General features: G+C 61.4%; 16 protein-coding genes. All 16 read left to right on the forward strand.

Translation table 11 applies throughout. The annotated features are described in order from the left end of the window. The first annotated feature begins 35 nt into the window (after positions 1-35). The 16 genes from CVS28_RS12260 to CVS28_RS12335 all read left to right on the forward strand — a co-directional run bounded on the left by CVS28_RS12260 (position 36) and on the right by CVS28_RS12335 (position 19181). Positions 36-413 carry a DUF3040 domain-containing protein gene (locus CVS28_RS12260; RefSeq protein ID WP_103466244.1) on the forward strand — a complete coding sequence of 126 codons (378 nt, stop codon included), beginning with the start codon at positions 36-38 and terminating at the stop codon, positions 411-413. A gap of 522 nt (positions 414-935) precedes the next feature. Next, on the forward strand, positions 936-1367 hold the full coding sequence (gene mraZ, locus CVS28_RS12265) for a division/cell wall cluster transcriptional repressor MraZ (protein ID WP_103466243.1): 432 nt from the start codon (positions 936-938) through the stop codon (positions 1365-1367). Between the two features lie 274 nt (positions 1368-1641). Continuing rightward, a complete protein-coding gene (gene rsmH / locus CVS28_RS12270) occupies positions 1642-2640 on the forward strand; it encodes a 16S rRNA (cytosine(1402)-N(4))-methyltransferase RsmH (protein ID WP_103466242.1) in 999 nt (332 codons plus the stop codon). Continuing rightward, positions 2637-3296: a cell division protein FtsL gene (gene ftsL / locus CVS28_RS12275; protein ID WP_103466241.1), complete on the forward strand. Its 660-nt coding sequence runs from the start codon at positions 2637-2639 to the stop codon at positions 3294-3296. Before rsmH ends, ftsL begins: the two co-directional genes overlap by 4 nt. A gap of 62 nt (positions 3297-3358) precedes the next feature. Next, positions 3359-5167, forward strand: a complete 1809-nt coding sequence (locus CVS28_RS12280) for a peptidoglycan D,D-transpeptidase FtsI family protein (protein WP_341476408.1) — start codon at positions 3359-3361, stop codon at positions 5165-5167. A gap of 24 nt (positions 5168-5191) precedes the next feature. Continuing rightward, on the forward strand, positions 5192-6901 hold the full coding sequence (locus tag CVS28_RS12285; RefSeq protein ID WP_243399867.1) for a UDP-N-acetylmuramoyl-L-alanyl-D-glutamate--2,6-diaminopimelate ligase: 1710 nt from the start codon (positions 5192-5194) through the stop codon (positions 6899-6901). Beyond that, on the forward strand, positions 6894-8411 hold the full coding sequence (locus tag CVS28_RS12290; RefSeq protein ID WP_103481682.1) for a UDP-N-acetylmuramoyl-tripeptide--D-alanyl-D-alanine ligase: 1518 nt from the start codon (positions 6894-6896) through the stop codon (positions 8409-8411). Before CVS28_RS12285 ends, CVS28_RS12290 begins: the two co-directional genes overlap by 8 nt. After that, positions 8408-9520: a phospho-N-acetylmuramoyl-pentapeptide-transferase gene (mraY, locus tag CVS28_RS12295; RefSeq protein WP_103466239.1), complete on the forward strand. Its 1113-nt coding sequence runs from the start codon at positions 8408-8410 to the stop codon at positions 9518-9520. The genes CVS28_RS12290 and mraY overlap by 4 nt, the downstream gene beginning before the upstream one ends. Then, a complete protein-coding gene (gene murD / locus CVS28_RS12300) occupies positions 9517-11070 on the forward strand; it encodes a UDP-N-acetylmuramoyl-L-alanine--D-glutamate ligase (protein WP_423716400.1) in 1554 nt (517 codons plus the stop codon). The genes mraY and murD overlap by 4 nt, the downstream gene beginning before the upstream one ends. Then, the gene (locus CVS28_RS12305) at positions 11070-12362 is read left to right on the forward strand and encodes an FtsW/RodA/SpoVE family cell cycle protein (protein WP_103466237.1); all 1293 of its coding nucleotides are present in this window, start codon (positions 11070-11072) and stop codon (positions 12360-12362) included. Before murD ends, CVS28_RS12305 begins: the two co-directional genes overlap by 1 nt. Next, positions 12359-13468 carry an undecaprenyldiphospho-muramoylpentapeptide beta-N-acetylglucosaminyltransferase gene (gene murG, locus CVS28_RS12310; protein ID WP_103466236.1) on the forward strand — a complete coding sequence of 370 codons (1110 nt, stop codon included), beginning with the start codon at positions 12359-12361 and terminating at the stop codon, positions 13466-13468. Before CVS28_RS12305 ends, murG begins: the two co-directional genes overlap by 4 nt. Positions 13469-13473: 5 nt before the next feature. Continuing rightward, complete coding sequence (gene murC / locus CVS28_RS12315; protein ID WP_103466235.1) at positions 13474-14958, forward strand: UDP-N-acetylmuramate--L-alanine ligase; 1485 nt, start codon at positions 13474-13476, stop codon at positions 14956-14958. Continuing rightward, positions 14951-16108 (forward strand): cell division protein FtsQ/DivIB, encoded by a 1158-nt coding sequence (locus CVS28_RS12320; RefSeq protein ID WP_165788141.1) that lies wholly within the window; start codon positions 14951-14953, stop codon positions 16106-16108. The genes murC and CVS28_RS12320 overlap by 8 nt, the downstream gene beginning before the upstream one ends. A 300-nt stretch (positions 16109-16408) precedes the next feature. Beyond that, on the forward strand, positions 16409-17578 hold the full coding sequence (gene ftsZ, locus CVS28_RS12325; RefSeq protein WP_103466233.1) for a cell division protein FtsZ: 1170 nt from the start codon (positions 16409-16411) through the stop codon (positions 17576-17578). Between the two features lie 59 nt (positions 17579-17637). Continuing rightward, positions 17638-18435 (forward strand): laccase domain-containing protein, encoded by a 798-nt coding sequence (locus tag CVS28_RS12330; protein WP_103481685.1) that lies wholly within the window; start codon positions 17638-17640, stop codon positions 18433-18435. Continuing rightward, entirely contained in the window at positions 18432-19181 is a 750-nt protein-coding gene (locus CVS28_RS12335) for a YggS family pyridoxal phosphate-dependent enzyme (RefSeq protein WP_103481686.1), read from the forward strand. The genes CVS28_RS12330 and CVS28_RS12335 overlap by 4 nt, the downstream gene beginning before the upstream one ends. The last annotated feature ends 75 nt before the right edge of the window (positions 19182-19256 follow it).

Genomic DNA, 19256 nt, shown 5'->3' on the forward strand with positions numbered 1-19256 from the left:
CAGACGCCTACGGCCCTGACCTGAAGGAGGTCGTCATGCCCCTCTCTGAGCACGAGCAGAGACTGTTGGACCAGCTGGAGCAGCAGTTGCATGCTGAAGATCCCAAGTTTGCCAACGTCTTGTCCACCTCACCCAGCAGATCACTGTCCACACGGAACATTGTGATCGGCGTGCTGGTGGTGATCATCGGGTTGATGATCTTGTTGGGCGGTGTGGCCTCCCAACTAATAGTCGTGGGAATTCTAGGATTCCTCGTCATGGGTGCAGGAGTTTACTTGGCCATCTCGAAACCGAAGTTTGGGGCTGACCCGCAAAGGGTTGGTAAAGCTGGCGGCAATGCCGGTGCCAAGCCCAAGAGCGGCTTCATGAACAATCTTGAAGAGAAGTGGGACGAGCGCCGCCGCGAACAGTAGGCGATGGGTTGACGTGCGCGTGAGGTATTAACGAGCGTCCGTCGGCCGGATCAAGCTGGCCTTTACATTCAGGCTGTGCCTGAGCCATGAGATTCCCAATAAATAGGCCCCCTGGGGGGCCTATTTGTGTTTAAGTGATCTTTTCCCAACGGATGTGGTTCACGACCCCGCCGGGTGCCCTACCTGTCCGCGCCCACACACGCCGGGTGGCGCCAAAGTCCTCCACAGTGGCCACCAAAGTCCTCCACTTTCCCCCCCTAGAGGCGGCAATCGCCCCCAGATTGGCCCCTGGTGGGGTGAAAATGTGGCAAAAATCCAGTTCGCGACGTCATTGTTGATTTTTCCCCTCCACTATGTTGACACGGATCACTTCCCCGGAAACATGGGAAATCTTTGGAACATTTGAGGGGAACACGGGCTCAAATGGAATTGACGGTGGAGGATTGTGGAGTAATGTGGAGCACGTAAGAGGGAATAGGGCTAGGTTGGTCCTAAAGTCTCGACATTGAAGGTGGTGATGGGTTGTTTCTCGGAACACACTCACCGCGCCTTGATGAGAAGGGAAGGATCATTCTTCCCGCAAAGTTCCGGGAGGAGCTTTCCAGCGGACTTGTCCTTACCAAAGGGCAGGAAAACTGCATCTACGTCTTCAGTGCCCGGGAGTTTGAAAAGGTCTTGGCGCAAATGCAGGATGCGCCACTGTCGAACATGGCGGCCCGCGACTACATCCGAATCTTTCTGTCAGGCGCCTCAGATGAGGTGCCTGACAAACAGGGACGCGTGACCATTCCGGCCACCTTGCGTTCCTATGCGGGCCTGGAGAAGGAACTGGTGGTCATTGGTGCCGGCAGCCGGGCGGAGATCTGGGATGCAACAGCTTGGCGCGAGTACTTGGCAGCCAAGGAGGGTGCGTTCTCGGCCACTGATGAACAAGCAATTCCCGGAATTAGCTAGAGCACTTTCGTTTCACTGGTGATGATCTTGAGCGAGATCTCCAGCCGCCCAGCATGGTTCAACCTGACTCACCTTCCCCGGAGCCAGGCAGGACAAGGCTTGGCGCGGAGGGGGATCTGGTTTAAGAACACACCACGCAAGAGGCGCCGGTGTCGACGGATTCCAGCACAGCAGTACAGCAGCACCAGAAAAGATTTTCATTGCCATATTTGCATTGCCACTGGGGAACGATTTTTTCCCCTTCCGGTTTTGACCGAAGAGAAACGGAGTCGTGATGACGTCGGAAAACCCCACGCCACCAACGTCCGAACGCCACACTCCCGTTTTGAAAGATCGCTGCATCAATCTCCTGGCCCCGGCTTTTGAGGTTGCCCGGGCAGCCGGCCGCACCCCCATCGTCATTGACGCGACACTGGGCATGGGCGGCCACAGCGAAGCTATGCTGCAGCGCTACCCGGATCTGCACCTGATTGGCATTGACCGGGACACCGAAGCGCTGGGTTTGGCGGGGGAGCGGCTTTCACCCTTCGCGGACCGCACCGATCTGGTGCACGCTGTCTACGACGAAATCGCCTCTGTGCTGGATGATCTTGGCATTCGGCGCATTGACGGCATCCTCATGGATCTGGGCGTCTCGTCCTTGCAACTGGATGAGCGTGAGCGCGGCTTTGCTTATTCCTTCGATGCTCCCTTGGACATGCGCATGGATACCAGTCGGGGCCAAACAGCTGCGGACGTCATCAACCAGTACTCCGAGGAGGACCTGGTTCGCATCATCCGCAAATGGGGCGAGGAAAAATTTGCCGGCCGTATAGCGAACCATATTGTTGCAGCGCGAAACGTTGCGCCGCTAACCCGAACCGGGGAGTTGGTGGATATCATCCGAAATGTTGTCCCCTCCGGCGCCGCCAAAACGGGTGGCCACCCCGCCAAGCGAACATTCCAGGCCTTGCGCATTGAAGTCAACGAGGAACTCAGCGTCCTGGAAACCGCCATTCCAGCAGCCGTTGACGCCCTGGCCCTCCACGGCCGCGCAGTAGTCATGTCCTACCACTCCCTTGAGGACAAGATCGTCAAGGCAGTCTTCGCCGCTGGCTCCTCTTCCTCGGCCCCGGCCGGCTTCCCGGTGGAACTCGAAGAACACAAGGCAACTCTTAAACGTCTCACCAAGGGAACCGAAATCCCCACGGATGAGGAAATCGCAGAAAATCCAAGGGCCGCATCGGCGCGGCTGCGGGCAGTGGAAAAGATCAGAGTCAGGAGTGCATCATGAGCCAGCGTGCATCACGCACCTTCACCGTGACCGAGGGCAACACGGCACTGAGACTGCAGCACGACGACCCCGAACTTTTGCTCCCGGACCCCAAAACCAAGAAGGCGCGCACACCGCTCTCCCTGGTGGTCTCAACGCCACGCCGGAGTCGCTCCTCCGTGGTGGTCATCTTCTTTCTGGTGATCCTGGCAGCAACAGCCGTAGTCCTGGGCACCAGCATCTCCGTAAGCAAGGGCCAGTATGAGCTAGTGGGGTTGAAGAACCAGCAGTCTGATCTGCACAAAGCCAACCAGACGCTGGAGCAGGAGATCGCTGCCCGCCAGGCGCCGCAGAACCTTGTTTCAAGGGCCGCAGCCCTGGGCATGGTGCCGGCCGGAACCACCGGCCAGATAGATGTGCGGAACAAAACTGTCAGCGGTTCACCGCTGCCTGCCACAGCAGATACCAAGGGCCTGGCCAGCATCCCGCCAGCACTGATTGACCCGCCCACAGCAGTGGCGCCTGCAGAGCCTGTGTTGAGTCCTGCCGCCATTGCCCAGTCGGGCGAAAAGTCCCAGCAGCCGGCGCCCACTACACCAGCTCCCAATCCAGCCGCAGCCGTGAGTCCTGAACTCAACGGCGGGACCATCCCGGCCCCCGCCCAAAAGGACAGTTAGGCTATTCGAAAGGGCCTGGCAGCTTTGACTGCCCCAACGCTTGAGTGCAAGGAATCGTAGCAGTGGCACAAAACTCCAACCAGAGCGCACCGGGCGTCAATGCCCTCCAACTCAACAAGGTTGGCCGCGGACGGATGCGGCTTGGTTTCATCATCATGCTGGCGGTCCTGCTGGTCATTGCCGGTCGCTTGATCATGGTTCAAGGTCTGGACACTGGCAACATGGCCCAGGCTGCCGAGAATCAGCGGACGGTGGTACAGAAATTGCCGGCCGTTCGGGGCAAAATCATTGATTCCAAGGGCAAGGTCCTGGCCGAGAGCATCATTCGCTACAACATCACCGTCTCCCAAATCAATGTTGCGGATTTTGAGGAATATGCGCACCGGAACGCTGATACGGGCGTGATCGAAGAATTCACCAAGGACGAAGGCCTGAAGAAGGTTGCCGATGTTCTGGGTCTGGCCTTTGCGGACGTGAAGAAGAACGCAACGGGAACCAAGAACCACAACTACCTGGCCATGGACGTCAGCCCGCTGGTGGAGAAGGAAATTGCGGGGCTTGGCGTGCCCGGCATCTACTCCGAAGCTGTCACGAAACGTGTCTACCCCATGGGAGCCGTGGGCGGGCCGATCGTTGGCTTTGTTGATGCCGACGGCCAGCCGCTGGCCGGCATTGAGCAGACCATGAACTCCAAGCTCACAGGCACCGACGGCAGCCGCACCTACCAGGCTGGCAAGAATGGCATCATCATTCCCACCGCACCGGTGCGCACCGTCCCGGCCGTCGACGGTCAAACCGTTAAACTGACCATCGATCAAGACATGCAGTACTACGCCCAACAGGCCGCCCAGCAGCAAAAGCAGCAATACAGCGCCCAGTGGGCCAGCGTTTCAGTCATTGAAGTCAAAACTGGCAAAGTGGTGGCCCTGGCCGACAGTGATTCCTACGATCCCAACAACGTGGGCGCCTCCGATCCCAACAACATTGGCTCACGCACAGTGAGTTCGGTGGTCGAGCCTGGTTCAACAGACAAGATCGTCACTGCCTCGGCAGTGGTGGAGGAGGGCCTGGCCACGCCCATGAGCGAGTTCCTGGTTCCGTCATCGTTGAACATTGGCGGCCAGAACTTCTCCGACGCCTTCGACCACGGAACAGAACAACGTACCCTGGCGGGCATCATTGCCGATTCCATGAACACCGGAACTGTCATGGCAGGGTCCAAGCTGTCCTTGCAACAACGCTATGACTACCTGCGCAAGTTCGGTGTTGGCGAAAAAACGGGCATTGAGCTGCCCGGCGAAAGCCCCGGCATTCTGGCTGACTGGAAGAACTGGGATGGCCGCCAGCAGTACACAGTGCTGTTTGGTCAGGGCGTGGCTCAAACACCTCTGCAGACCACCATGATCTTCCAAACGGTGGCCAACAATGGCGTCAGGCTCAAGCCCACCATCATTGATTCGTTCACAGCCGCCGACGGAACGGTGGAAACGCCCGCGCAAGCCCCCGGCGTCAAGGTCATCAGTCCCGAGACAGCGCAGGATGCCAGGGACATGCTCGAGGGCGTGGTGACCATGACCGACTACAAGGTGGTGGGCATTCCCGGCTACCGGACCGGTGGCAAGACAGGCACCTCGGAAGCGCCTGCGGACAACGGTGTGGGCTTTGACGGTTACACGTCATCGTTCATCGGCATGGCACCCATGGAGGATCCCCGCTATGTGGTGGGTATTACCGTCCAACGCCCCCAAGGAGAAATTTATGGCGTCACCCAGGGGGTAACGTTTAATCAAGTGATGGGCCAGGTGCTGCGCAGCAACGATGTTCCGCCGTCGACCACAGCCCCCGTCAAGCTGCCCAAGTTCTACAAGTAAAACGGAACCAGGGAAATAAGTATTGTGAATGAAAAGGATGGCGTGGAAGTGCCTGTGAATATTCCGTCGGCGCCGCTGCGTCCGCACCACCCCCAAGGGGCCACCCTCGGAGAGCTTGCAGCCTTGCTGGAAGCCGCACTGAGCCACCCCATGGACACCGCGGCAGCCCTGCGGGTCACCGGCGTCAGCCTGGATTCACGCGCCATTTGTCCGGGCGATCTCTATATTGCCCTGCCGGGCGCCAAAACCCATGGTGCGCAATTTGCTGCCTCAGCCGTTGCCAGCGGTGCCGCTGCCATCTTGACGGACGACGCCGGCACGCGCCTTTTGGCCGGAGGGTCCAATGTTCCGGTGCTCACTGTCGACGATGCCCGGGCAGCCACTGGCGTTGTGGCCGCCACTGTTTACGGCACAGCCGCCATCAGCACCACGCTGCCATTGTTTGCTGTTACCGGCACCAACGGCAAGACCACCACAACGTACTTCTTGAATTCATTGCTTCAGGCCTTGGGGAACACCACAGGGCTCATAGGCACCATTGAGATTCTTGCTGGGGATGTTGCCATCCCCAGCAAGTTGACCACCCCGGAATCCACTGACATTCACGCCCTGCTGGCCGTCATGGCTGAGCGTGGCATAGCAGCCGCCTCTATGGAGGTCTCCTCGCACGCCTTGGCCTTCGGGCGGGTGGATTCGGTGCGCTTCAACGTGGCAGGATTTACCAACCTGACCCAGGACCACCTGGACCTGCACGGGGGCATGGAAGCCTACTTCGAAACCAAGGCGGCCCTGTTCACGCCCCAGCACGCTAGCGCGGCCGTGATCTGCGTTGATGACAGCTGGGGCCTGCGGATGGCCGCCGCCAGCAACGTGCCCACAGTCACCTTGTCCACCACGGACGCCAGCATCACCCCCACGGACGCGGCGAACCACTGGCAGGTGCGCACTGTGCGCCGGGACGGAATCGGCTCACGCTTCAGCCTGCACGGACCGGCCGGTGAAGTTTTGCGGGCCGGCACAGCCCTGCCCGGTGACTTCAATGTCTCCAACGCCGCCCTGGCGTTGCTCATGGTGACCACGCAACTGCTTGCCGAAGCTGCCCAGCCCGGGGACGGCGCAGTGCCCCACGCTGCGAGCCAGGAGGTGCTGGCACGCCTGCAACACGCCCTGGACAGTCATGACCCGTTCTCCGTTGAAGTGCCCGGGCGTATGCAGCTCATTGGCACCGCCCCCGTGGCAGTGGTCGATTTTGCGCACAATCCTGACGCCCTTCAAAGGGCCCTGCAGGCTGTCCGCCCGGCCACCGCCGGCGCCCGCGTGATTGCTGTCTTTGGTGCCACGGGGGAGCGGGACGCCACCAAACGCCCCATTATGGGTGCTGTGGTGGCCCAATACGCCGACGTGGTGATTATCACCGACGACGATCCGCATGATGAGGACCCGGCAGCCATCCGGGCAGACGTGCTGGCCGGGGCCGTTGCGGCCAATGAGCGTGGCGCCTTGGGCCGGATTATCGAAGAATTCGACCAGCGGGCCAACGCCATTGACCGCGCCGTTGAGCTGGCCACGGCCGTCGACGTCATATTGGTGGCCGGGCGCGGCCACGAAGTTTATCAAGAAGTCAAAGGGGTCAATCTTTCCCTCGATGACAGGGTCGAATTGCGGGCTGCCTTGACAGCCCGCGGATTCCCGATCACAGCGCCAACCACGATAGAGTCCTCAACTGATGATTGAATTTTCTGCGGCCCACATTGCCGCGCTTACCAATGGCACGCTTTCAGCCACCCTTGATCCGAACACGTCTGTGGACGTGGCCAAGATCGTCACCGATTCCCGCGACGCAGTTCCGGGGAGCATGTACGTGGCCAAGGCGGGGGAAAACTCCGACGGCCATGACTTCATTGGCGCGGCGCTTGCCGCCGGTGCAGTTGCTGTGCTGGCCGAGCGCCAGGTTGCTTCGGACGACGCCGGCACTCCCTTCCCGGCTGTTATTGTTGCCGACGCCGTGCTCGCCATGGGCGTCTTGGCCGCCGAGGTCTTGCGGCGTATTCGGGCCCACTCACCCGTAAGCGTCATTGGGATTACCGGTTCAGCCGGAAAGACCACTACGAAGGACCTCTTGAGCGGCATTTTGTCCCCACAGGGTGAGACAGTGGCGCCCGTGGGGTCCTATAACGGTGAAGTGGGTGTGCCGCTGACTGTATTCCGTGCAGTGGAGAGCACCCGGTACTTGATCATTGAAATGGGCGCCACCAAAATGGGGCAGATTTCCTACCTTTCCAGCATGGTCCGCCCCGACCTTGGTGTTGTCTTGTGTGTGGGCAGCGCCCACGCCGGCGAGTTTGGCTCCATTGACAACATTGCCGTTGCCAAGGGTGAACTGGTGGAGTCACTGGCCCCTGCTGGCCGGGCACTGCTGAACTTTGATGACCAGCGGGTCCGGGCCATGGCGCAGCGCTCCACTGCACCCATTACCTTCTTCAGCAGCGCCGATGCGGCCGTGGCTGAAGAAACCACCGAAGGCGGGCAGGACTTCCTGCAGGCCCGCAATGTGCAAACCAACGCAGACGGTCAGCCCGAGTTTGACCTGATCTTCCCGGGCAGCACCCAACCATGGCAGGTGCGCAGCAAATTGCTGGGGCTCCACCATGTCACCAATCTTTTGGCTGCCGCATCCGCCGCCCATGCCCTGGGCATTGGCCCTGCCGACATTGTTTCATCGCTGAATGTGCAAAAAGCTGCCAGCCGGTACCGGATGGAGCGCACTGACCGCAGCGACGGTGTGAGCATCATCAATGACGCCTACAACGCCAACCCCGAATCCATGCGGGCGGCCCTGCGCACCCTTGCCGAGCTCGGCGGAAGTGGCGCCCGGCGCACCTGGGCGGTGCTGGGCGAGATGCTTGAACTTGGCAATGACTCGGTGTTGGAGCATGACGCCGTGGGCCGGGTTGCCGTGCGGCTGAACATCTCCCGACTGCTGGTGGTGGGCACAGGCGCCCGGGCCATGCACGTGGGCGCCGTCATGGAAGGATCATGGGGCAACGAATCCATGTTCTTTGACGATGCCGACGCCGCCTACCAAGTACTGGAGGCAGAACTTGAGCCAGGGGACATAGTTTTGGTCAAATCATCCAATGGTTCAGGGCTGAGGTTCCTAGGTGATCGGATAGCATTACCTTCGGGGAACGGCCCCACAGAAATAAGTGACATAACAACAGGTGAAAGGACTGACCAGCCATGATTGCATTGCTCATTGGTGCTGGCTTGGCCTTGGCCTTCGCCATGATCGGCACCCCCTTGTTTATCCGTTTCCTGGTTAAGCAAGGCTATGGACAGATCATCCGCGAGGACGGTCCCACCAGCCACCAAATCAAACGCGGCACGCCCACCATGGGCGGCACAGTGGTGGTCGGCTCCGTGGTGGCCTCCTACTTCATCACACACCTGATTGTGTGGCTCCTGAACCCGAACTCCGCCGGCCCCACAGCCTCGGGACTGCTCATGATCTTCCTGATGGTGGGCATGGGATTGGTGGGCTTCCTGGATGACTTCCTCAAAATCACCAAGCAACACAACACTGGCTTGAACGCCAAGAGCAAGCTGGCCGGCCAGGCAATCGTGGGCATCGCCTTCGCCATCATGGCCTTGGGGTTCCCCAATGAGTTGGGGCGAACACCTGCCAGCACCTTCATCTCCTTTGCCAGGGACATCCCCTCACTGAACCTGGCCTTTGCCGGGGCAGGTTTGGGCGTTGTCTTGTTCGTGGTGTGGTCAAACCTGATCATTGCCGCAGCCACCAACGGCGTGAACCTGACCGACGGGCTGGATGGCCTGGCCACGGGCGCTGCGATCCTGGTCTTTGGCGCCTACACGCTCATTGGCATGTGGCAGAGCAGCCAAGCCTGCGGCGGCGGCAAACTCCCGGCGGAAACCGTCTGCTACGAAGTCCGGGACCCGTTGGACCTGTCCCTGCTGGCAGCCATCATGTTTGCTGCCCTGATTGGGTTCCTGTGGTGGAACACCTCACCGGCAAAGATTTTCATGGGCGACACCGGCTCCCTGGCCATTGGCGGCGCCATGGCAGGCTTCGCCATCCTCTCGCGCACCGAACTGCTGCTGGCCATCATTGGCGGCCTCTTCGTCCTGATCACGTTCTCCGTCATCATCCAGGTGGGCTTCTTCAAGCTCTCCAAGGGCAAGCGAGTGTTCCTCATGGCACCCCTGCAGCACCACTTCGAGCTCAAGGGCTGGAAGGAAGTCACAGTGGTTGTGCGGTTCTGGATTTTGGCTGGACTCATGGTCGCCGTGGGCCTTGGCGCCTTCTACGCTGAATGGATTGTTCGACTGTGAGTGAAACTGCACCAACGGACACAACCGCCCACCGCCTCGAATCGCTGACCTCCTGGGACGCCGATTGGGCCGGACTGGCGGTGGTTGTGACCGGCATCAGCAAGACCGGGTTTTCCGTTGCAGACACCTTGGCCGAGTTGGGTGCCCGCGTGGTGGTGGTGGCCGCCTCGGACGACGCCGAATCCCTGGCTCTTGCCGACACGCTGAAGATTGTGGGCGTCAAGGACGTCATCCTTGGTGCGGCAACCTCAACAATGCTGCCCCTGGTTGAGGGTGAACAACCGCAGCTGGTGGTGACAAGCCCCGGATACCGGCCCGACCATCCCTTGCTGGCTGCCGCCGCAGCGGCCAACATCCCCATTTGGGGCGATGTTGAACTGGCGTGGCGGGTGCGCACCAAGGCCGGCCGGAAGACGGCTGCATGGATCACTATTACCGGCACCAACGGCAAGACCACCACAACCACCATGGTGGAATCGATGTTGCAGGGCGCCGGTTTGCGAGCCATAGCGGCGGGCAATATTGGCACTCCAATCCTCGACGCCGTGCGTGACCCGGAAGGCTATGACGCACTGGCAGTGGAACTTTCCAGCTTTCAATTGCACTGGACCGAATCCGTGGCGCCCGTTGCCAGCGTCTGCCTCAACCTTGCCGAAGACCATGTTGACTGGCACGGTGGCTTTGATGCCTATGCCAGCGACAAGGCCAAGATCTATGCCAACACCCAGATAGCCTGCGTGTACAACGCCGAACAAATCGAAACCGAACGCATGGTTGAAGCGGCAGACGTTCAAGAGGGCTGCCGCGCCGTAGGATTCACCACCTCCATCCCCGCCATCAGCATGGTGGGTGTGGTTGAGGGCTTGCTGGTCGATAGAGCTTTCCTTGCCGAACGCAAGGATTCAGCCACCGAACTGGCTGCGATCAGCGAAATTGGTGATCTTGTGCCGCGGCACCTGGTGGCCAATGCTGCTGCCGCTGCTGCCCTAGTCCTGGCCTACGGCTTGACGCCTGCTGATGTGCGCAAGGGCCTGCAGGCCTACCATAACGGTGACCACAGGATTCAGGCCGTGGCGTCCGCGGAGGGAGTGCTGTGGGTCAATGACTCAAAGGCCACCAACCCGCATGCGGCAGCGGCCTCACTGGCTTCTTTCAATCCCGTGATCTGGATTGCCGGCGGACTGTCAAAAGGTGTTGACTACAACGAGCTGGTGCGAGAGCACGCGCCCCGACTCAAAGCAGTTGTCCTCATCGGGGAGGACAGCTCAGCCCTGGCCAACTCGTTGGCACGCCACGCCCCCAATGTCCGTGTGATCATGGCGAGTGGGGCGCACACTGAAACTGTTGGGAAAACAGCCAATGGTGATGGTGTGATGGCACAAGCAGTGGCAGAAGCCGCGGCTCTCTCCACACCGGGGGACACGGTGCTCATGGCGCCGGCGTCGGCCTCGATGGACCAATTCACGTCCTACGCCCACCGTGGCCAGGCGTTTATTGACGCCGTCAGGGAACTGTTGGAATCACGGGCAAGCGCCAAAAAGGAGTCATAGTGGCCAAGACGCCCACACAGCCAGGCACATCCGCCGTTCGCCCCGCCAAGGGCAAAGCTGTTGTGGAGCCATCGGCCGAGGTTTCCACGCCGGCTGCCAAGCAGTCAAAACCGCGGGCCACCGCGCAGACACCTGCTAAGGCGCGCCCGTTTAAACGGCACAGGGACTGGTTCAACGCGCATGTGGGAAGGCCCACGGCGTCCTACTACTGGATCATCGGAACAACCGTCACCCTGACCATCATTGGGCGCATGACTGTCCTGTCCGCCTCAACGGCTGAAACAATTTCCGAAGGCAAGGACCCCTACGGTCTTTTCATTCGGGAATCCCAATTTGCCGTGGGCGGGATGGTGCTGATGTTTATCCTCTCCTGCTTGCCTTCCGCCTGGTACAAGAAGCTTTCCTATCCCTTGATGGGCCTGGCAATTTTGTTGCTGGCCCTGATTTTCACCCCCATGGGAGTGGACATCGCAGGTAACAAGAACTGGCTCGAAATTGGACCCGTTCAGTTCCAGCCCTCCGAGGCCGCAAAACTTGCCCTGGCCATCTGGATGGGGGCAGTGCTGGCCACGAAGGGGCGTCTGGTGCGCAAGCTGCCGCACGTCCTCTTCCCCGTGGGTCTTGGGGCAGGTATTATTCTGGGTTTGATTCTGTTCGGCAAGGATATGGGCACGGCGATCATTGTGGGCATGATGGTGCTGGCCGGCCTGGCCTTCGCGGGGGTCCAGAAGCGGTTTCTGGCGCTGGCCCTGGTGCTGGCCGGCGTCGCTGCAGCACTGCTTTCCCTACTCAGCAGCAACCGCACCAGCCGCTTTTCGGCCTGGCTCGGTGACTGCAGCGAGCCAGGTGTGTGTGACCAGTACTTGAATGGCATGTATGCCCTGGCCTCCGGCGGCTGGTTTGGTGTTGGTCTGGGTCAAAGCAGGCAAAAGTGGAACTGGATCCCTGAAGCGCATAACGACTTCATCTTCGCCATCATCGGGGAAGAATTTGGTCTGCTGGGCACCCTGGTGATTGTTGGCCTGTACGGGGTATTGGCATTCGCCATTTTCCGTGTCATCAACACCCGCAACGACCCCTTCTCCCGGATCGTGTGTGGGATGATCTTGACTTGGATCATTGGCCAGGCCGTGGTGAACATTGCGGTGGTGGTTGGCCTGTTGCCAGTCATTGGTGTTCCCCTGCCACTAATTTCCTACGGCGGGACGGCACTGATCATGGTGCTGGCGGCCCTGGGCGTAGTCCTTTCCTTTTCCCGAACTGACCCAGAAAGCACCCTGAAGACGTCATGACGCAGAACCACAACTCCCCACTGTCAGTAGTCCTGGCCGGGGGAGGGTCCGCAGGGCATGTCAGCCCGCTCCTTGCCATCGCCGCAGCCATCCGAGACAGGACACCCCAAGCGGCCATCGTGGCCGTGGGCACTGAAGCAGGATTGGAAACAACCTTGGTTCCGGCAGCCGGGTTTGAACTGGTGCTGATTGACCGCATCCCGCTGCCACGCAAACCATCCATTGACCTGCTCAAGCTGCCGTGGCGCATGCGGGGAGCTGTGCGCACGGCCAAGAAAATACTCCGTGATGCCAAAGCGGATGTTTTGGTGGGTGTGGGCGGCTACGTCTGCACACCCATGTATCTGGCCGCAAAGTCGCTGCAGGTGCCCATTGTTATCCATGAGGCCAATACCAAGGCAGGGATTGCCAACAAGCTTGGCGCCCGCTACACCACCTACGTTGGCACGGCCTTTGCCGCAACCAAGATCCGCCACGCCCACCTGGTGGGGATGCCCATGCGGCACAGTGTGGCAACGTTGAACCGGGCCAAGGCGCAAAGTGCCGCCCGCGAACGGCTGGGCTTGGATGCGCACCTGCCCACCTTGATCGTCACCGGAGGATCCCTGGGCGCACTGCGCCTGAACAACGCCGTGGCCGGGGCCGTTGAAGCCCTGGCAGCGGCAGGGATTCAAACCCTGCACATCACCGGCAAGGGCAAATCCGTCAAGGCCCACGACGGGGAACTGCTGCGCGCAGATCATTACCGCCAGGTGGAATATGTTGACGCCATGGAGGACGTGTACGCCGCGGCAAGTCTGCTGTTGTGCCGCTCAGGTGCCGGCACAGTGTCGGAGGTGGCGGCCGTCGGACTTCCTGCCGTGTTTGTGCCGCTGCCCATAGGCAACGGCGAACAAGCCCGTAACGCCGCCGAGCTGGTGGGCGCCGGTGCTGCGCTGCTGGTGCCCGATGCCGAACTGGATGCCCACTGGATTGAAAGTGAACTAATTCCCTTGTGCCTCGACGAGCCGCGGCTGGACAAGATGTCCAGCACTGCTTCGCATTGGGGTATTCGTGACGCCGCCGAACGCATGGCGGACATGGTTTTGGCTGCAGGCGGGAAGTGAATCACATGAGTGGCAAGAACACCTCAGCGCCGTACCAGCCGCCAACGCTGGCGGAACTGGGCCGCGTGCATTTCATTGGCATGGGCGGGGCCGGCATGTCCGCCATTGCCCGGATCATGCTGGGACAGGGCCTTGCCGTGAGCGGCTCGGACGCCAAAGCATCAGCGGCCCTGGCTGAGCTCGGCGCCATGGGTGCCATAGTCCACGTGGGCCAGGCCGCCGAAAACGTTGCAGCCGTTGACACAGTGGTTGTTTCCACGGCCATCAGGGAGAACAACCCTGAACTTATGGCTGCCCGTGCCGGCGGGCTCCGTGTCCTGCACAGATCCCAGGCCCTCGCCGCCGCCATGGCCGAGGATGTCGTGGTTGCCGTGGCAGGCACCCACGGCAAAACCACCACCACCTCCATGATCACCGTGATGCTCAAGGGCGCAGGGGTGGATGCCTCCTTTGCTGTGGGTGGCACCGTTGCGGGCCTGGGCGTCAACGCAGCCCACGGCAGTGCCGCCGTGTTTGTGGCAGAGGCCGACGAGTCCGATGCCTCCTTCCTGAACTACAGGCCGAACATTGCGGTGGTGACCAACCTTGAGGCCGACCACCTGGACCACTACGGCACGGCCGAGGCCGTGTTTGCTGCCTTTGAGCAGTTCATGGGTCTCCTGCCGGCGGATGGCACGCTGGTTGCCTGCGCCGACGACGCCGGATCGGCCGCCTTGGCTGCCCAAGCCGCAGCTGCCGGAAAGCGGTGTATCAGCTACGGGTTCTCCCCGGCAGCTGACATCCGTCTGATTCCGGGCACCCACGACGGCTTGCACACCACGGCCACGGTAGTTCTCGCGGATCATCTGGGCGGTGCCGGCTCCCACACCCTTCGTTTGCAGGTTCCGGGAGATCACAACCTCAGCAATGCTGCGGCCGCTGTGGCCGTTGCCCTGACTCTGGGGGTAGAACTGCCGGCTGCACTGGATGCACTGGCCGGTTTCAGAGGTGCTGGCAGGCGCTTTGAAGACAAGGGGCAAGGACGCGGGGTAAGGGTCTTTGACGACTACGCCCACCATCCCACTGAAGTCACTGCTGCGCTCAAGGCGGCAAGAACTGTGGCTGGCAGCCACAAGGTTCACGTGTTGTTTCAGCCGCACCTGTTTTCCAGGACAGCCGAGTTCGCCACGGAGTTCGCCAAGGCCCTGGACTTGGCGGACACAGTAGCCGTCCTGGACATTTTCGCCTCTCGTGAAGACCCCGTCCCCGGTGTCACCAGCGAACTCATCACCCGGGCACTTTCAACACCGTTTGGTTACGCACCGGATCCCGCTGCCGCGGTGGCGCAGCTGGCGGCCCTGGCTGTGCCCGGCGACATCATCTTAACTGTTGGGGCGGGTGACGTCACCGAGTACGGCCCCGCCTTGGTGGCCGCCTTGAATGCCGGCGTCGAACCCGCATCCCCCGACGTCCCACCCATCGGGCTCGACGGCGGCCGCAGCGATGGCTGAACCACGCAAACCACGGGTCATCAGGACCCGGCCCGAGACTGTCCGGGCGCAGGCGGAAAATTCCGGTGCCGCCCAGGCTGACCGTGCCCAGCCTGACCGTGCCCAGACTCTGGCTGCGGCGCGGCAGGACAGTGCGGCGGAGCCGTCATCCGCCGTTCGGGCCACCAGCTCCAAGGTCTCCGTTGCTCCGCTGCCCGCGGATACGGCAACACCGGCGGCAGCGTTGGCTCAGTCTGACGTGGCTGGAACAGTCGAAGCGGGGGCCACCGCAAAGCCGGCCGGCAAGAAGAAGCTGGCAGGTATGGGCCAGGTGTTCGCCAGGCCGGCCAAGCCCGTTGCGCAGGACAAGCAGGACAAGCAGGACAAGCAGGCCCAGCCCACGCAGGAGCCCATGGCCGGGCAACAAGCGCAGGTCCTGGCGTTCCCCATGCCTGAACACAAGCGCCGCCGTCGAACTTTGCTTTTCTCTTCCCTGGCAGTTGCGGCAGTCGTGGCGTTGGCCATGGCGATGGCCTTGTTTTCACCGGCGCTGGCCGTGAAGACGGTGGTATTTGAAGGTCAAAAGCTGGTGGGGGAGCAGATCCTCCAAGAGGCGGTTGCGCCGCTGGTGTCCAGGCCCTTGCCGCAGGTGAGGGGTGTTGAGGTTGCGGAACTGCTCAAACCCATTATTCAAGTCAAGAGTTCGCGCATCGAGGCCAGGCCGCCATCTACGCTGGTGGTCCACATTGTGGAGCGGGTGCCTGTGGCGCTGTTGAAAAATGGTGAGGAGTACCTTTTGGTGGACCAGGACGGCGTGCAGCTGGCGGCCACCAAGGATCCGAGCTCGGTGGCATTGCCCTTGATCGACGGCGGCACGGCAGCCATTGGCAAGGACACCTTCGCAGCCATGACCGCGGTGTTGGCCAACCTGCCGCAGTCCATCTTGGGGCAGCTGGCCAATGCTTCGGCCAAGTCTCCCGACGCCGTGGAGCTTAAGCTTGCGGACGGGCGCAGCGTTACCTGGGGCAACGCCAGCGACATGGTGCTCAAGGCGCAGGTGTTGGAGGCCTTGCTGAATGCCCCGCCGCCCACCGCGGTGCCGGGCAAACCGGCACCAGTGCCGGCGAAGGTCTTTGACGTCAGTGCCCCGCGTCACCCCGTGACTCGGTGAGGTGTCCTGCCGGCCAATAACAGGGTGCGCCAGGGGAAGTTTTGGGGACTTTTTGTAAGGATTCTTTTCGACACGCGGGGGCGGTAATTGCATGCAGCGCGGATGCACCATAGCGTCACTAAGAAGAGATAGTTGACATAACTATAACCTTCAAGTTGAAGGTTAGGCTACAGAAGCTTCAAGTACAATTTGTTGTTTGCTCCCAGGAACCATGCTGGCAGCAACAAAATGGCTCAAAGCATCGGTAGCCACCAGCGATTTTTAGAACTTCTGGCAACATACGAACAAGGGACACTTAACGTGGCAGCACCCCAGAATTACTTGGCAGTCATCAAGGTCGTCGGCATCGGCGGCGGCGGCGTAAATGCAGTGAACCGCATGATTGACGTGGGCTTGCGCGGCGTTGAGTTCATCGCCATCAACACCGACGCACAGGCCTTGCTGATGAGTGACGCCGACGTCAAGCTTGACGTTGGCCGGGAGCTGACGCGCGGTTTGGGTGCCGGCGCCAACCCCGATGTGGGACGCCAGGCGGCCGAAGACCACCAGGAAGAGATCGAAGAGGTGCTCCGCGGTGCGGACATGGTCTTCGTCACCGCCGGTGAAGGTGGTGGCACCGGAACTGGTGGCGCGCCTGTTGTGGCCCGCATTGCCCGCGGCCTAGGCGCGCTGACCATTGGTGTGGTCACCCGCCCGTTCACCTTCGAAGGCCGACGTCGCGCCACCAGCGCCGACAGTGGCATTGAAGCACTGCGTGACGAGGTGGACACGCTGATCGTGATCCCCAACGATCGCCTCCTGTCCATCAGTGACCGCAATGTCTCGGTGCTTGAAGCTTTCCGCTCAGCCGACCAGGTGCTGCTGTCAGGTGTTCAGGGCATCACCGACCTCATCACCACTCCCGGCTTGATCAACCTTGACTTCGCTGACGTCAAGTCCGTGATGCAGGGCGCAGGCTCGGCCTTGATGGGCATTGGCTCGGCACGTGGCGAAGACCGCGCCGTCAAGGCAGCTGAGCTGGCCATTGCTTCCCCGCTGCTGGAAGCGTCCATCGACGGTGCGCACGGCGTTCTGCTGTCCATCCAGGGTGGCTCCGATCTTGGTCTGTTCGAGATCAACGAGGCTGCCCGCCTGGTCCAGGAAGTTGCCCACCCCGAGGCCAACATCATCTTCGGTGCCGTCATTGACGACGCCCTGGGCGACGAAGTGCGCGTCACTGTCATTGCCGCCGGTTTTGACGCTCCAGACAAGCCTGGCGAGACGCAGGAGCCGGCTGCCCAGTTGGCTCCGCCCGTACCCGCGGCAGTGCCCAGCAGCGCAACCGTCACCAACCTGAACCAGTGGGGCCAGCAGTCAGGGTCCCACGTGCCTGCCGACGGTGGCTTTGACGTTGAACTGCCTGCCATTGTGGAGCCGGACCTCACAGGCCACCGTGCCGATGATCTGGATGTTCCGGACTTCTTGAAGTAAATAGCACGCGCGCCTGCTGATCTTCAGCACAGGCACCCTTGAATGGTCAGGTTGACGGTATGTGGTTTTCTGAACAAGTACGCCCCGGAGTATGGGTGGGCTTTACAGACACCACAGCCGGCAATCTGGCCTTTCATGTTGGTGATGACAGTGTTGAGGTGACACGACGCCGGGACGCCCTGGACAGTGAATTGGCTGCCTTGGGCAGTTCCACGGCGAGCCTGCCCCTGGCCTACATGAACCAGGTTCATGGGGCTGTCGTTGCACACCCGACACCACCTCCACTGGGTGAGGCCAATGCTGCGGATACTGTTCCCACGGCTGATGCCATGGTCTCGTTGGACCGGGCCTTGGCCGTGATGGTGGCCGACTGCGTCCCGGTCGTGTTGGTGGGTGAGAAACCCGGAGGGAGTCCCGTGGTGGCCGTGGCCCATGCGGGCCGGCCCGGGGTGGAAAGCGGCGTGATAGCTGCCGTTGTAGCCCAAATGCGCAGTGCCGGTGCCGAAGGAATTGAGGCATGGCTTGGGCCCAGCATTTGCGGGCAATGCTACGAAGTCCCCGATTCCATGCGGGCCGCAGTGTCCGCGGTGGTGCCGGCCGCCTACGCCACCACCTTATGGAACACACCAGCCCTTGACCTGCCCGCTGCAGTGCTCGCCCAGCTGGCCGCCGCGGCAGTGCTGGCCCACCCGGCGGGCGTGTGCACCCTGGAAGACCCCCGGTTCTTCTCTCACCGCCGTGCAGTACGGGACGGGGAGGTGGAGGGCCGCTTCATTGGCTTTGTCACCACAGACGCCACCAAGCAGGGCAAGGCCGCCCCAGCGGACACAGCAGCAAAAAAGGAATCCACAGTATGACCTCGCACGACCCCCGCTTCGAGCAACTCTCAGAACGACTCGACGTGGTTCAGCAGCGCATTGCGGCAGCCGCCGCAGCAAACTCCACGGTGAAGCCCACGCTGATAGTTGTGACCAAGTTTCATCCAGCCGCGGATGTGCTGCGCCTGCGCCAGTTAGGCGTTGGTGACGTTGGTGAAAACCGTGACCAGGAGGCCGCGGCAAAAGCGGCGCAGGTGGCGGATCCGGATCTGCGCTGGCACTTCATTGGACAGCTCCAAAAGAATAAGGCTAAATCTGTGGCCGCCTACGCCCATTCGGTCCACTCGATCGACAGGGCCTCTCTGGTTGGTGCCTTGGGCAACGCCATGGCGCAGCAGCAGGACGCTACCGGCCGAAAGCCCCTGGCCTGTTTCCTGCAGCTGGACCTTTCCTCCGTCTACCCGGCCCTGGCCGCCCCCGATGGCGACGCCAACAGCGGCCGGGGAGGGCTCGCGCCGTCGAACATGGCGGCGCTGGCAGACCTCATTGCCGACACGCCCGGCCTCACGCTCGCTGGATTGATGGCGGTGGCGCCCCTTGGTGTCAGCCCCGAACCGGCCTTTGAGCTGCTGGCCCAGCTTTCCGCCCAGCTCGTGGCGCAGCATCCGGGGGCCACGGGAATTTCCGCAGGCATGAGCCACGATCTTGAGGCTGCCATGGCTGCCGGGGCAACACACCTGCGTGTCGGTTCCGATATACTCGCCCCGCGTCCCGTGGTGCTGTAGCGTTTTGAGTGTTGAAAACAACTGAAGTTTCGCGCACCTGCCTGTGGTGTCCTTGAGTTCAAACGTTCAAATGGT

The sequence above is a fragment of the Arthrobacter glacialis genome, assembly GCF_002909415.1.
Lineage (GTDB): Bacteria > Actinomycetota > Actinomycetes > Actinomycetales > Micrococcaceae > Specibacter > Specibacter glacialis.